Consider the following 14241-nt stretch of genomic DNA (forward strand, 5'->3'; position numbering starts at 1 on the left):
GCCATCGGCGTCCCACGCGGCGGCGTTAAGCAGCCGTTGCATCCCGTCCGGGGCCAGATCACCAGCAGCCTCAGCCAGCGTCCACCCGTTCTTGCCAGCCAACGGAGCAAGTAAGCCACGCACGTAGTCGGTTCCGACTATTAGGGTACGGTGACATGAAATGACGAAGCGGAAGATCTCCAACACACTGGCGCTCGCCGTGCTCGGCCTGCTCCAGGAGCAGCCGATGCACCCGTATGAGATGGCATCCACCCTGCGGGAACGGCGAAAGGACAGCAGTTTCAAGGTCAACTCCGGGTCGCTGTACGACACGGTAGAGGCGCTGGTCCGGCATGGCTGGATCGCGCCGGTGGAGACCGGGCGCGATGGCCGGCGGCCGGAGCGGACCGTGTACGCGCATACCGAGCTGGGCCAGCAGGAGTTCGTCGGCTGGATTGACGAGCTGATCCGCACCCCGGTCGCGGAGTACCCGAAGTTCATGGCCGCCGTGTCCTATCTCGGCGCGCTCGGCCCGGACGGCGCGGCGGACGCATTGGCCGAGCGGGCAGGGCATCTAAGCCGGCGGATCGAGCAGACCAAGGCGGTGCTGGCCGACACTGTCGGCTCCGGCGCGGTCCCCCGCCTGTTCATGATCGAAGTCGAGTGCGCGTTGCACGCCGGGGAGTCCGAACTGGCATGGACACAGCGGACCATCGCCGAGATCCGCGACGGCAGCCTGCCGTGGCCCACAGTCGAGCGGACCGAGCAAGGGTGGACCTGGGCCACAGACCAGAAAGGAACCACGAAATGAATGACGTACTGATCGTCGGAGCCGGCCCGGCTGGACTTTTCCTAGCGAGCGAACTCCGGCTGGCCGGCGTGGATTCGGTCGTGATCGAGCGCTGCCCCGAGCGGCCAGGTTTCTGCCGGGGCTTCAACCTCAACGCCCGCGCCTTGGATCTGTTGGCGCGGCGCGGATTAGCCGACCGGCTCATCGGCGAGGGCTGGCAGGTCCCGCACGCCGCGTTCGGCGGCCTGCCGGTCACGCTTAACCTCCCAGGCACGGGCACCGACCACCCCTATTCCTTGGGCATCCCGCAAACCCGGGTGGAGGAGGTGCTTGAGGCGCACGCCCTCGATCTGGGGGCAGACCTCCGTCGCGGGCACGAATTGCTTGCCCTGAGCCAGGATGCCGACTCGGTCACCGCCACGGTCACCACCAGCGACGGCGAGTACCAGATCCGGGCCGCGTACCTGGTCGGCTGCGACGGCGGCCGCAGCACCGTCCGCAAACAGGCCGGCATCGATTTCCCCGGCACGGCGGCGACCCGCTTCTCCCTGCTCGGCGATGTGGAACTGGCCGACCCCGGGGCGTTGCCGTTCGGTGCGACGACTGGCCCCGGCGGAACGGTGGTCACCATCCCGCGACCCGGTTACGTCCGGCTCATCACCGCCGACCAGCAACCGCCCGAGGACCAGGACACGCCAGTCAGCCTGGGTCTACTGCAAACCGCTGTGGACGAGGCGCTCGGTCATCATGTCGAGTTGCGCGTCGCGCGCTGGCTGACTCGCTTCGGCGATGCCGCCCGGCAGGCGGCCGAGTACGTGCGGGGCCGGGTGATCCTGGCCGGCGACGCAGCGCACATCCACCCGCCGGCCGGGGCGATCGGCGTGAACATCGCCCTGGACGACGCGTTCAACCTCGGCTGGAAACTCGCCGCCACCGTGCGCGGCACCGCGCCTGGCAACCTACTCGAGAGCTACCACACCGAACGCCACCCCGCCGGCGCGCGCGTGCTGGCCAACACTCGGGCCCAAGTACTGCTCGCCGAAGCCGATGACCGGCTTGGACCGCTCATAGACCTGCTCACCCGTGTCGCCAGCCATCCCGCCGGAAATCGCGGCTTCGCGGAGACCGTCACGGGCCTGGATACCCGCTACGACATGGTCCCCGACACCGCGCACCCCTGGCTCGGCCGCCTCGCACCCAACCTCGCGCTGTCCACCGGCACGGACGACACCGACCTCGCCACCCTGCTCGCGCCCGGCCGCGGCGTCCTGCTCGATCTCGCCCCGGACGACGATCTCCGCCGGTCCGCCAAGGGATGGATCGACCGAGTCGACATCATCGACGCGACATGCACCAGCCACCCCGAACTCCGCGCCATCCTGCTACGGCCAGACGGCCACACAGCCTGGCTCAGCACCGCCGTCGACGATCGCGCCGACGGACTCCAGCAGGCACTGCAGCAGTGGTACGGCATTGCCGCGCGACCCGCGCCCGCCTAGACATTCCACCAAGCCTCGACACGGCCGATGCGGTACCGGTTATCGAGCGATCGTGATTGTGCATTCAGATCGCCTTGCCATTCCTGATCGGAGATGCAAGTCTTCGCTTGCCGAGAGCACAGGTGTCTCCAGAGCGCCGATCAGGACCCCATGGACCACAAGGTCCAACTCAAACGCGACAAGGTCGTAGTCGAGATATAACGGGAGTGAACGTGAAGCTTCTTCGCCATGTCACCGCGCGACTGCTGGGAAGAACCCGTATGGGCGGTCTCTACTTCTACTGGGATATTTCCAACTGACCTGACGGCGGGCCGGTCGGCGACGACCGGCCCGCACCGACGCAAGGAAGAGTGTTGACCGATAGGCGGTTTCTTCCTCCTGGTCCGAAGGGCCACTGGCTGGGCGGTAACACGTTCGAGTACGACCGCGACCGTATGGGATTTCTCATGCGGTGTCATGATGAGTACGGTGATGTCTTCGCATACGACAAGAGAACGATAGTCGTACGCGATCCAGATCTGGTACACAGCTTGCTGACCAGGACGAACGAGGACTTCTCCAGCGAGAGCTCTCCCGTCGCCACCAGTTTCGACGCCGATCGCAGTGCGACCGATTCGCAGTTGTGGATGGCCGCGCGACGGTCAGGATGGCGTGGCCTGAACCAGGACGCCGCAGCAGCTCATACCGGCAGGCTTCGCCAGTTGTTCGACCGACAGTTGAATGGCACGGTCGGTCGCGAAGTCGACGTCCTCGCCTTGATGGAGACATATTCCGGTCACGCGGCGGCGGACTTCTGTCTGGGTGCGGACGCCAACGGCATTGCCGAGGTCGTCGTCGAAAACACAAGGGCCATCGCACCGCTTTCCGGCAGTTCCGAGGTGCTACCGGAGTGGTTCCCGTCCCGTACCCTCAAGCGCTTCCGACAAGCCCGCAAGAAAACCCTGGACGTCCTAAGCGGGAAGATCGCCGCCAGGAAGTCAGCTGCCGCCCCCGAGAACCCCCGTGACCTTCTCGACGTCCTGCTGACGATACGGCCCGGGCTGAGCGAGATCCAGGTACAGCGTCTCATCCGGGGCATTCTCCTCGCCGCGTATGGCGTACCGGCCGCATCGATGGCCTGGACGTTGTGGACGCTGACCACTCGCCCTGCTCTCTGGGCCATGGTGGAAGCCGAGGCGATGGCGTGGGGCTCCGAAGAGGAGCCGGCCTTGACCGAGTTGCCGCGAACCGAAGCCGTCGTCAAGGAGACTCTTCGACTATGGCCGCCTACTTGGTTGATGGGCCGCACCGCCCTTCGTGCCACCGCCCTCGGGAAGTGGTCGCTGGCACCGGAAACCCAGATCATGTTCAGCCCCTACCTGATGCACCGCGACAGCCGATGGTGGCCGGATCCGGACACAGCTGTTCCTGACCGATGGCTCAACGGCGGCAAACCGATCCACAAGTACGCCTACATTCCGTTCGGCGCAGGGCCTCGTGTCTGCCTGGGAACGCGCCTGGGACTGACTCAGCTGGTGCTCACGATGTACTGGCTCACCAGAAACTACCGAGTGGTCGCCCCTGATGCCCTGGCGGTTATGCCAGTCTTCCACAACCTGCTCGCGCCCTATGGGTTTCAAGCCACGTTCGTCCGGAAGTGCGGGTGAATTCCGGGCAGACGCCGCGATCGAGTGCAGCCCGCGAAGGTGGCAAAACGAGAGTCTTGATGATCCTCGGGGGTAAATCCGGTCGCAGGTCACCACTGGCCTGGGCTCGCGCGATGATCTCGTAGCTCAGTTCGTAGGCGGTGTCCGGATTTCCTCGATGTCGGTCGCACCAGGAAAGTGCATCGATTGCACGTCGTTCAGGCCGCGGTTGTGCACTGGGGGTTCGCACAGGCGATATAGGAAGTGCACTAGGCCGTCCCAGGGGTCCGCCAGGTCCAGGGCCTCTTTGGCGGCCTGTACGTTGTCGGCGATCTAGTCGGGCGAACTGTCTGGAAGCGCGACGACGTCCCAGCGGGGCGGAGCGTTGCAGGTCGCGATGGGTGGTGAGATGTGGCCTTCGGCGGTCTCGGACCTGTACCTGCGGTTGTTCGGTGATCGGCTGTTGCCCGATCTCTTCCCGTCCGGGCGCAAGGCGCTGCATCGGGCGTTGTCGTTGTCGAACCAGACTTCCTCGCAGAGCCCGTCGGCGTCGAACCCGTCGAGGTCGAAGCCGTCTTCCCAGTCCATCAGGGCCGGCCAGTCCTGCGGCGGGCCGGGCAGGATCCGCCCGTTGGGCGGGTTGGCCACCCACAGCGCGTGCGTCTCGATCGGCCCGTCGGAACGCCGGCGGGCGAAGTTCTCGTCGTAGATGCAGAACTGGCCGCGCTGATCGCGGTCCTCCCGGGCTTCGCCGGGCAGGGCGACGACGCGGTCGATGGCGGCGTTGTCGCAGTCGATTTCGACCATGACCGGGACGACGTAGCGAACCCAGCGGGTGGTCATCAGGAACCCTTCCTCGAGGTGGTGCGCGCCCGTCTCCGGCGCGGCGCGGTGGCGGCCGGGGCCTACCAGTAAGCGTCGTAGGCACATCAAGGATCGTGGGGCTGCTGTCCCAGTAGCCGCCGTGGTACTCGTACTGGTCGCCGAGGTACGCCTGGTACTCCTCGACATCCATCAGGCACACCGTGGCGGGAACTCCGCGCAGCTCGGTCTCGGTGGCGTGCCGATTCCCTGCGACGTCCGGGTTCGAGCCGGGAGACCGGGTGCTGTTCTACACCGACGGGATCGTCGAAGCGACGAAGCCGACCGGGAATTCGAGCTGGACCGGTTCGCCGATTTCGTCATCCGGTACGAAGCGGACGGTTACTCGCCGCCGGAGACACTGCGACGGCTGATGCGGTCGATCCTGCGACACCAGAAAAGACCGCCTGCAGGACGACGCCACCGTGATGCTGCTGGAGCGGCGCAGCCGGCGTGAAGCCAGCATGGTGCCCACTTCGCCGGAAGAACGGTGACGCAATCCGAGGACTAAACGCGGTCTTCGCGCGCGCAAGTACCGGAAGGGGCGGTAATTCGCGTGACGGGCCGGTACCTCGCTGTTAGGCTCCGGCCGCGTCAGGTGTCCCCCCGGAAAGGAGAACGGCGTGCGGTGCGCTGTCGAGTCCCCGAGTTGTACGGACCCTTCGACAGCCCTGGAGCCGTTAATCCATGGAGCACCTGAACATCGGAATTCTCGCCCATGTCGACGCCGGTAAGACGAGCCTGACGGAGCGCCTGCTCCATCACACCGGTGCCATCGGTGCTCTCGGCCGCGTCGACGCCGGGGACACCCACACCGACACGATGGAATTGGAACGCCGTCGCGGCATCACCATCCGCTCGGCCGTCGTCGCCCTCCGCGTCGGCGATCTGCGCGTCAACCTGATCGACACCCCCGGCCACCCGGACTTCATCGCCGAGGTCGAGCGCGCGCTGCGCGTGCTTGACGCCGTCGTCCTCATCGTTTCCGCCGTCGAGGGAGTGCAGGCGCAGACCCGGGTGCTCATGCGTGCGCTCATCCGGCTGCGGATTCCCGTGGTGATCTTCGCCAACAAGATCGACCGCACTGGCGCCCGCTACGACGGACTTTTCACCGACCTCACCGAACGCCTCGGCGTCGCGTGCGTGCCGATGTCCGAGGTCGAGGACCTCGGCACGGCGTCCGCGAAGGTCCGGCCGCGTCCGGTCTCTCCGTCGGCCGGGCTCGCCGAGACGCTGGCCGAGCACAGCGACGACTTTCTTGCCGCGTACCTCGAGGGAGCACCGACCGCCGAGGACTACCGGGCCGAAGTGGTCCGCCAGACCCGGCTCGGCGTCGTCTTCCCCGTCTTCTTCGGGTCCGCGCACAGCGGTGCAGGGATCGCCGAGCTGACCGGCGGCATCCGGGAATTCCTCGCGGGCACGGCGAAACCCGCGCCCGACGACCGGCTGCGGGCGACGGTGTTCAAGATCGAACGCGGCCGCGCACACGAGAAGATCGCCTACGTCCGCGTGTTCTCCGGTCAGCTCGGTGCGCGGGACGTCGTCCGGTTCCATCGCCGGGGCCCGGGCGGAACGATCACGACGGAGGCGAAGGTGAGCGCGGTGCGCGTCTTCGAAATCGGCGACGACACCGTCGAGGCCCGCGCGCGGGCCGGGCGGATCGCCAAGGTGACCGGTCTCAAGGAGATCCGGATCGGCGACCAGGTCGGCGTACTCGACGCCGAAGGTGTCGCGCCGCAGTTCCCGTCGCCCGCCTTGGAAACCGTGGTCGTTCCCGCCCGGCCCGAGCAGACGCCCGTCGTATTCGCCGCCCTGCAGGAACTGGCGGAACAGGATCCGCTGATCTCCGTGCGGCAGGACGACGAGACACGCCAGATCTCCGTACGGCTCTACGGCGAGGTGCAGAAGGAGATCATCGCGGAGACGCTCGCCGGGCAACACGGCCTCGACGTCGGCTTCGCCGCCACCAGTACGATCTGTGTCGAGCGGCCGATCGGCACCGGCTCTTCGCTGTGGGACATCACCGAGCCGCGGAATCCGCACTTCGCGACGCTCGGTCTCCGCGTCGAACCCGGCCCTCCCGGGTCGGGACTGACCTTCGGCCTCGCCGTCGAACTCGGCTCCCTCCCTCTCGCCTTCCACAAGGCCATCGAGGAGACGGTCGAGGCGGCGCTGCGGCACGGGCTGGCCGGCTGGGAGGTCGTCGACTGTGCGGTGACCGTCACCCACACCGGTTATTTCAGCCCGGTCAGCGCGGCGGCCGACTTCCGCAAGGTCGCTCCGCTCGCGGTGAGGGAGGCGCTGGAGGAGGCGGGAACGGAAGTGCTGGAGCCGATCAGCCGGGCCGAACTGGAGTTGCCCGCCGATGTGGTGAACGTGACGCTGTCCCGGCTGATCGAGCTCGGTGGGATCGTCACCGGATCAGTGCTTCGCGGCAACCGGGCAGACCTGACCGGCACCCTTCCGACCAGGCAGATCATTCATTTCGAACGGCAACTCCCAGGGCTGTCCCGTGGCGAAGGCTTGCTGACCACCGAGCCAGGCGGCCACCGGCCGGTGGTTAGTCCGAATCGTCCACCGCGCGGGAACCCAGACCGAGTAATTCCGGAAGGTCGGCGTACCCAGGCCGGCCATGGGAAAGGGACATGATGGATCAGTTCCGCGCCACCACCTCGGCGTTGCGCGAGCTCACCGAGTCGATCCGGCTCGACGAGTCACGCGACGAGCTGCTGGTGCGGGTGGCGAAGAAGGTGGTCGACCTGCTGCCCGACGCGGACGCGGACGCGGCCACCGTCACGCTCTACGAGCACAACCAACCCAGCACCGTCGCCGCCACCGAGGAGTCCCTGCTTCCCCTGGACAAGACCCAGTACAGCGCGGACGAGGGCCCGTGCTTGACGGCGGCCGAGACCGGGACGATCGTCCGGACCCGGATGGAGACCGCGGCCGGACGCTGGCCCGATTTCGCGGCCGCCGCCGAGCGGCTCGGCGTCCGGACCGCGCTGGCCGCCCGTCGTTCCTCCCCGGCGACGGGCACGGCTACCGGCGGCGCGAGACCGAGCCGCTGGCAGGCGCGCTCAACGTCTGGAGCTACACCGAGGACGCGTTTGCCCCGGTCGAGTCGGCGCTGATCGCGAAGTTCACCTCAGCGATCTCGGCGATCATCCTGACCGCGACACGCTGGGCCGCCGCCGAAAAGCAAACGGAGACCCCGGTCGCCGCGCTGGAGACCAGGGACGCCATCGCCACCGCGAAGGGCATCGTGAGGGCCCGTCTGGGACTGAACGCCGAAGAGGCGTTCCGCTGGCTGACGGAAGTGTCACAGCACACAAACCGGAAGATCCGGGAAATCTCGGTGCTGATCGCCGAAGACCCGAAAGCAAATTTGGCGCTCTCACGCTCCCGCAGGCGTCACGGACGTTCGCGCCTCCGCGACGATGCCCGTCCCGGCCGCGCGCGAAACCGCTGGTCACGAACTCGACGTGGACTGCACATCGAGAAATGCGTGTCCGATTGCACGGCAGTAAACATTTCAACTACAGATACCCCATTCAGGACAGTCCGGGTCGCGGTCCACTATTTCACTGCCACCTAGCATCTCCGCTGCGGAGGGTGCATGGTGGCGCATTCTTAGGCATGCTCCGGACTGGTTCCGCGTGCTTATCGACAGAATGGTCCGCCCGTGGGGTTCTGCGGTATTCTTCGCGCAGGCACCATCTGCTTGACCATCTCTGCCGACCCGCTCCGGGCGACTCCCGTGCGCGGGGTGACCAGCTCCGCATCCGGCGGGGCGGCCCTGCCCGGTCGGGAACCGGGAGTGATGGATGGGCAGTCGAGGTGCCGACGACGAGGACCGTCGGGTTCAGAAGCGGTACGCGCGGAGCTGCGAGGCTCTAGCAACGTTTCTGGAGGTAGGAGCCACTTCGGTGGAACTCCTAAATGACGGCGCGAGCCTGGCAGCCAAGGCTCGCGGCAATCGGACTCCGGGTAGTCGCCAGGTGGGCGCGCAGGTAGCTGGTAGCCCTCGTCGGTGCGACTGAGCGGCCGCGCGAGTGTCTCCAGAACTCGGCGGCCGTTCAGTTGCACAGACGCAATCATACCGACTTCACCATTTTCACGAAAGTCGCGCTACAACCACGCAATTCAATGCGACAACATGACAATTCCGACCTTCCGGCAGACTGTCCTATTTTCGCGGCATCACCTTTGCGCAATGCCGACTCACTGTCGCAGCATTGCGGGATCCCTCTTCAGAACTGTCCAATTCCGCACGACGCGCATCGGCGGATTCCGCGATCGGCTTGCGTCGGCGCCGCTCAGAGAGGCAATCGGGCTGAGGGAATCCGCGAGGTCACGGTGTGGAGAATCACTGAATACGGCTCCGATATCGGGGTGCAGCCACGAGTTTGGCGCAATGTGCCCACGATCCGCAGGCTGGGCCCGCGACCACATGGTCGATCCCGTCGACGTTGGCGACACCACCTGCGAACACGGGTTTGAGCAGGCGAATGCGACCTGAGAGAACCGGCCGCGGTATGTCGCGTTCAGCCGTTCGTTGGATGATGGTAGTGACGGTGCCGTCGGCCTGTGCCCGGCGCTCAGATCGACGGGTCGATCGGGGTGGTGGCCGGGGCACCGTGGGGGCCGAGTGCGGCGAGGAGGGTCCGCGGGGTCCACGTGCCGCGTGCTCCGGGAAGCGCAGCGAGGTATCGGGCGGCTCGGCCCAGGGTCCAGCCGTGGGTGTCGCACAGTCCGGTGGCGAGCATCCGCAGGTACGCCGCGGACGGTGCGACAGGGGCGACCTCGTGGGCGGCCCAGGGTGCGGTGAAGGTCAGGATCGGATGCCCGTCGAGATCCCCGGCATGGAGCAGGGTCTCGTAGCGGCCAGGACCGAGCGTGGCCGCACCGGCAGCCAGGACCGGAGCGAGGTCGAGGTCCGTGCCAGGCTCGCTGTACATCTCCTGAGCCACGACATCGGCGAACTGCCCGGCGGCGATCAGATAGGCGCGCGCGAACGCTCGCCCGGGCAGCGCCGGATCGTAGAACGCGCGGCCACCGCCCCACACCGGCGACATGGTCGCGAAATAGATCCCGCCCGGCAGTTCACACCCTCGGGAATCCACCGGCGGCCGCCGATCGCGGCAGCCCGGATGGAGCCGGGTGCCGCCGTCCGGAACACCGCCGGCCAGGTAACAGCCGAACCGCCCGGCGTTCATGTTCGAACCGTAGCTGGCATACCAGACCAAACCGGGCAACTCACCAATCGTCTCGTCCAGAGTTCTCACGACAGCCCCGCTTCGCCCGGCATGCTCGTCTTAGACCGGATCACCCGCCGCGATATCGCCGCGCTCGTGCAGCCTCCCCGACAGCGCCATGTGCCATCGGACTGGCGGTCACCTGCCGGCACACACCTTCTGACCCGTCGTCCGCCGTCAGGTGACGAGACGTTCATCCTGGGGATCGAAGCAGACCAGGCCAAGCACACGAGCTCGCTCCGCGGCGAAGTCCGCAGCCTCCCGGTACTTGCTGAAGACCATGCCGAAGCGGAGCAACGGCCCACTGGCATTGTTGATCAAGGGCCTGTCGGTCCAGGGAATATCGTCTTCGTCGTCATCAGCGTCGGGATCGAGGTCCGGCCAGCGCGTGACCAGATCGCCGACATAGCGCGTGACCAGCGTGGTCGGCGGCGTCTTCCTACCGCCCATGAATTCCGCGACGAGAGCATCGAAGGTCGCCTTAGCCGCCGCGTCGTCGGCGGGACGAGGCCCTTCCCACACGGCCAGAGTGAAGCTCATGAGGACAGTGTGCCCGGCCCGTCTGACAGTTGTAGACAGTGCGGCGGCGGGCGGAGCCCCGCTGACTCGCGGAAGGACGTCTCGGTCCCCGGCACCGGCTTGCCCACCGGCCGTCGAACGATGAGTCCCGGAGAGACGCCGACATGGTCTACTACGGCAGTGTCGATCCCGAGAGCCAGTACCCGTTGACGAAGGGCTGAATCATCGCTGCATTCAGCTGGCCTTCGGACCCGCGAGCTCGCCGCCAGGAACTGGACAACGTCGCCCACCGGCCACCCGACCATGATCGTCGGGGCGAAGGCGGGTCGATCCGCCGGGATCCGGTTCCGTAGAGTTTTCGGCATGGATGTGTTCGCGGCAGTTCTGGAGGGGCGGATTGCCGACGCCTCGCGCGCGGCGGCCGCCGCGAGGAAGGCGGGTCGAGCGGCCGACGCGAATGCCGAACTCGCCAGGCTGGCAGACCTGCTGGCGCTCGCCGCCCAGCACGACATCACGGTGGACGTCGCCGACTCTGCATCCCAGGCGACCTCGCAGCGATGATGACGTCCAGCCTGACCACGCCAGGCAGCTTCGGGGCCTCATCGTCCTGACAGCTGTCCTCACGGCTGCGCTGTCAGGCTGCTCGACGAAAAATCCCGGCGCCGCGACACCTGCAATCCGCAAAGCGTGCCGACGTCAACGAGCACGAGCCCATGCGACCCGTTCGGGGATCTAAATCCTGAGTCTCCTGGATCCGACCACTTCCCCGAGGGGTTCGACCCGCCCGGCTGTGGGAATCTACGAGAGCGACAAGGGGTGCGCCGCTGTTAAGACCTGGTCTCAAAACTCGGCGTGTCGCTAGGTGAACCAACGGCCCGCCCCTGGCTCCGCACCGCCCGCCTGTGGGCCCGGCCCGACGGACCGGAGGTCTGTCGGGGAGACTGGGGGCCAGTGCCCGCCCTCTCGACCTGGAGCCTTTTATGCCGCAAGGGACTGTCCGTTGGTTCGACGCCGAACGGGGTTTCGGCTTCCTCGCGCCCGAGGACGGCTCGCCGGACGTGTTCGTGCACGCCTCCGAGATCGTCGGGGACGGCGGCGCGAAAGTGCTCCGCGAGGGTCAGGCCGTCGTGTTCGAGGTCGGCGAGAACGACCACGGGCCCCAGGCGCTGCGTGTTCGCGTCACCGCCGATGCGGCCACCGGCAGCGCCGTGGGCCTGCTCGGCACCGTCAACTGGTACGAGCCGGGCAAGGGGTACGGCTTCGCGTCGCCGGACGGAGGCGGCGCCGACATCTTCGTGCACAGCTCCGCCATCGTGACCGGCGGCGTGGTCACCGAGGGGCAGCGGGTGGCCTTCCTGATCGTCGAAGGCGAGCGCGGCCCGCAGGCCGGGCACGTGATCCCGCTGGGAGCAGGGGCCGGCTCACCCGCTGCGGCTGGTATCGCCGACGGTGCCGACGGCACGGTGGCCTGGTACGACGAGGACAAGGGCTTCGGCTTCATCAACCCCGACTCCGGCGCCGGGGACGTCTTCGTTCACGCCCGGGCCCTGGCCGAGGGGCTGACGTGGCTCGCGGAGGGCGACCGCGTCGCCTACGAGGTGGCTAGTGGAGACAAGGGCCCGCAGGCCCGCGACGTGCACCTGGTCCGGGGCACCGAGCCGCAGACGGCGCCGCAGCGGTCGGCACCTGCCGCGGCCGCAGGGCCGGCGGCGCGGGACGTGCCCGTACGAGGCGGCGAGGGCGTCGTCGCGCGCTACGACGGCGACCGCGGCTTCGGCTTCATCACCCCGGACGCAGGCGGCGACGATCTCTTCGCCCACGTGTCCGTGATCATGGGGTCGGAGCCGCTGCAGAAGGGTGACCGGGTCCGGTACGCGGTGCGTCAGAGCGACCGGGGCCCGCAGGCCGACCGCATCGAACGCCTCTGAAGAGGCGGCCCCACCGATGGCTGATCACTTCCCGACGAGAGTGCTCGTTCATCCCCGTCGATGGTGTCGTCAGCAACGCGGCTGCAGCCTCCTCCAGGAGATCGATTGCCCTCGTGGTCACGGCGGGGGCCCCGTGCCGACCCGAGGACCTGCTCCGCGCTCAGAAGCTCACCAGTCACCCCCACCCAACGACACAGAGCTACCGATGTATCCCATACGAGTAAAAGGATGCGTTAGACCTGGTCGCAGAGCTCGATCTTCATGAGTCGGCGGACGTTGATCACGGTGCAGGCCAGCGTGAGTAGCGCCAGCGTGGTGCGTCCGGTCCGGTCGTAGCGCAGCCCGAGGCGTTTGAACCGCAGCAGCCAGGAGATGGTGCGTTCGACGACCCAGCGGACCCGGCCGAGGCGGGACTTGCCCTCAATCCCGCGCCGGGCGATACGGACCTTGATACCGCGGCGGGTCAGGTAGCGGCGGCAGCGGCGGTAGTCGTAGCCCTGGTCGGCGTGCAGCTTGTCCGGTCGGCATCGTGGCCGGCCCGCCCGGCCGTGGTGGCCGCGCACGGTCGGGTTCGTGTCCAGCAGCGGCTCGAACAGCATGCTGTCGTGGGTGTTTGCCGCCGACAACATGCTGTGCAGCGGTAGCCCGTTCGCGTCGCACAGAACGTGGTACTTGGAGCCGGCTTTACCCCGGTCAGTGGGGCTGCGGCCGGTCAGCTCGCCCCCCTTTTCGACCGCACCGACACCGCGTCGATGCAGCCTCTGGTCCAGTCGAGCTCGTCGATGTTGGACAGCTCGTCGAGCACGAGCTGGTGCAGCCGGTCCCACACGCCGGCGTCCTGCCACTCACGTAACCGCCGCCACGCGGTGTGCCCGGACCCGCATCCGAGCTGCTCGGGTAGGTCTCGCCAGCGGCAGCCGGTGTCGAGCACGAACAAGATCCCCTCTAGCGCGGCTCGGTCATCGATCCGGGGCCGCCCACCCGGACCGCGCGGCGCTGGTCGGGACGGGATCAGGGGTTCGATCAGCTCCCAGAGCCGGTCTTCGACCCGCCGCTGCTGCGTCGTCTTCGCCACGACTGCCCACGATCGACGACCAGGACCGGCAGGTTACGCAGTGACACACCCTCGAATTTTGAGACCAGCTCTGAGCTTGTTGTTTAACCAGGTGGGTGCCTGGACGGACCCAGCTGATCATGGATGAAGCCCTTGGGTGATCATTCCTTCTTGCGACAGACGGAAGATCAACCCAAGGGCTTCGATGATCAGTGTGCACGACGTCGGCGCAGCCGACGCGCTCGGGGACCTGTCCCGGTTCCGTCAGGAGTTCTACCAGTGCCTGACCGCCCGTGCGGACGCGTTGTTCGAGCTGAGCGACGCGGTGTTGTGTACCGACGGGCCGGTCACATCGCTGGTGGAGCTGTCGCTTGCTGCGGAGCACCGGCGTGGGCACGGCGCCTTGTATGACAGTCTGAACCAGGGCCGGAACGACATCGGCCGGTTTCGCAATAATGATGTTGGCTGGCGGTGGCCTGCGATCACCGGGTCACCACTGGCACCGGTGTCGAGCGCGCGGATCACCTGGCCGCCCGTTTGCCGAAACAGTCCTGGCAACGGCTCTGGGCGGGCCAGGGCGCGAAAGGACACCGGTTCTATGACTGGAGCCTGTCACGTTTTTTGTGTAAGCCAGAGGTGATTGCTTACGTTTGTAGGTTATCAGAAAAGTATGCGTCCGGGAAAGATGTTGATCAGTGTGTTGAGTGCCACTTTCCAGCCGTGTGTTCCGG

Annotated in this window: 14 protein-coding genes and 2 pseudogenes; 10 read left to right on the forward strand and 6 right to left on the reverse strand. The window is 67.1% G+C overall.

Going from position 1 to position 14241, the window contains the following annotated elements; genetic code table 11:
- A pseudogene (locus tag ACM6LR_RS38815) lies at positions 1–126 on the reverse strand (IS701 family transposase); the annotation flags it as partial.
- A gap of 34 nt (positions 127–160) precedes the next feature.
- Between ACM6LR_RS38815 and ACM6LR_RS38820 the strand changes: the two are divergent.
- The 3 genes from ACM6LR_RS38820 to ACM6LR_RS38830 all read left to right on the forward strand — a co-directional run bounded on the left by ACM6LR_RS38820 (position 161) and on the right by ACM6LR_RS38830 (position 3914).
- Positions 161–790, forward strand: a complete 630-nt coding sequence (locus ACM6LR_RS38820; RefSeq protein WP_414942808.1) for a PadR family transcriptional regulator — start codon at positions 161–163, stop codon at positions 788–790.
- Positions 787–2268: an FAD-dependent monooxygenase gene (locus ACM6LR_RS38825; protein WP_414942809.1), complete on the forward strand. Its 1482-nt coding sequence runs from the start codon at positions 787–789 to the stop codon at positions 2266–2268. Before ACM6LR_RS38820 ends, ACM6LR_RS38825 begins: the two co-directional genes overlap by 4 nt.
- A gap of 350 nt (positions 2269–2618) precedes the next feature.
- Positions 2619–3914 (forward strand): cytochrome P450, encoded by a 1296-nt coding sequence (locus tag ACM6LR_RS38830; protein WP_414945606.1) that lies wholly within the window; start codon positions 2619–2621, stop codon positions 3912–3914.
- Between the two features lie 312 nt (positions 3915–4226).
- On the opposite strand, the gene ACM6LR_RS38835 is transcribed toward ACM6LR_RS38830, so the two are convergent.
- Entirely contained in the window at positions 4227–4736 is a 510-nt protein-coding gene (locus tag ACM6LR_RS38835; protein WP_414942811.1) for a hypothetical protein, read from the reverse strand.
- Positions 4737–5004: 268 nt separating this feature from the next.
- Positions 5005–5229 carry a hypothetical protein gene (locus ACM6LR_RS38840; protein ID WP_414945607.1) on the reverse strand — a complete coding sequence of 75 codons (225 nt, stop codon included), beginning with the start codon at positions 5227–5229 and terminating at the stop codon, positions 5005–5007.
- 212 nt (positions 5230–5441) lie between these two features.
- Between ACM6LR_RS38840 and ACM6LR_RS38845 the strand changes: the two genes are divergently transcribed.
- The 3 genes from ACM6LR_RS38845 (at position 5442) to ACM6LR_RS38855 (ending at position 8349) form a co-directional block, all read left to right on the forward strand.
- The gene (locus ACM6LR_RS38845) at positions 5442–7403 is read left to right on the forward strand and encodes a GTP-binding protein (protein WP_414942813.1); all 1962 of its coding nucleotides are present in this window, start codon (positions 5442–5444) and stop codon (positions 7401–7403) included.
- Positions 7400–7885: a hypothetical protein gene (locus ACM6LR_RS38850; protein ID WP_414942814.1), complete on the forward strand. Its 486-nt coding sequence runs from the start codon at positions 7400–7402 to the stop codon at positions 7883–7885. Before ACM6LR_RS38845 ends, ACM6LR_RS38850 begins: the two co-directional genes overlap by 4 nt.
- Before the next feature lie 131 nt (positions 7886–8016).
- Complete coding sequence (locus tag ACM6LR_RS38855; protein WP_414942815.1) at positions 8017–8349, forward strand: ANTAR domain-containing protein; 333 nt, start codon at positions 8017–8019, stop codon at positions 8347–8349.
- 1003 nt (positions 8350–9352) lie between these two features.
- Here ACM6LR_RS38855 and ACM6LR_RS38860 read toward each other — a convergent pair.
- Together ACM6LR_RS38860 and ACM6LR_RS38865 are read right to left on the reverse strand one after the other, a co-directional pair.
- On the reverse strand, positions 9353–9970 hold the full coding sequence (locus tag ACM6LR_RS38860; protein WP_414942816.1) for a histone deacetylase: 618 nt from the start codon (positions 9968–9970) through the stop codon (positions 9353–9355).
- Between the two features lie 216 nt (positions 9971–10186).
- A complete protein-coding gene (locus ACM6LR_RS38865; RefSeq protein ID WP_414945608.1) occupies positions 10187–10549 on the reverse strand; it encodes a hypothetical protein in 363 nt (120 codons plus the stop codon).
- 342 nt (positions 10550–10891) lie between these two features.
- On the opposite strand from ACM6LR_RS38865, the gene ACM6LR_RS38870 reads away from it, so the two are divergent.
- The 3 genes and pseudogenes from ACM6LR_RS38870 (at position 10892) to ACM6LR_RS38880 (ending at position 12456) form a co-directional block, all read left to right on the forward strand.
- Positions 10892–11089 carry a hypothetical protein gene (locus ACM6LR_RS38870; RefSeq protein ID WP_414942818.1) on the forward strand — a complete coding sequence of 66 codons (198 nt, stop codon included), beginning with the start codon at positions 10892–10894 and terminating at the stop codon, positions 11087–11089.
- A 419-nt stretch (positions 11090–11508) separates the two neighbouring features.
- Positions 11509–11706 (forward strand): annotated as a pseudogene (locus ACM6LR_RS38875) (cold-shock protein); the annotation flags it as partial.
- 30 nt (positions 11707–11736) lie between these two features.
- Complete coding sequence (locus ACM6LR_RS38880) at positions 11737–12456, forward strand: cold-shock protein (protein ID WP_414942831.1); 720 nt, start codon at positions 11737–11739, stop codon at positions 12454–12456.
- Between the two features lie 233 nt (positions 12457–12689).
- On the opposite strand, the gene ACM6LR_RS38885 is transcribed toward ACM6LR_RS38880, so the two are convergent.
- Positions 12690–13531 (reverse strand): IS5 family transposase gene (locus ACM6LR_RS38885; RefSeq protein ID WP_414945609.1). Its coding sequence is split into 2 segments (ribosomal slippage): positions 12690–13189 and positions 13189–13531, totalling 843 coding nucleotides; the frame shifts between segments, so codons are not numbered across the junction.
- A gap of 136 nt (positions 13532–13667) precedes the next feature.
- Between ACM6LR_RS38885 and ACM6LR_RS38890 the strand changes: the two genes are divergently transcribed.
- Positions 13668–14150, forward strand: a complete 483-nt coding sequence (locus ACM6LR_RS38890) for a transposase (protein WP_414945610.1) — start codon at positions 13668–13670, stop codon at positions 14148–14150.
- The last annotated feature ends 91 nt before the right edge of the window (positions 14151–14241 follow it).

This window comes from Amycolatopsis sp. cmx-11-32, from assembly GCF_047608695.1.
GTDB lineage: Bacteria > Actinomycetota > Actinomycetes > Mycobacteriales > Pseudonocardiaceae > Amycolatopsis.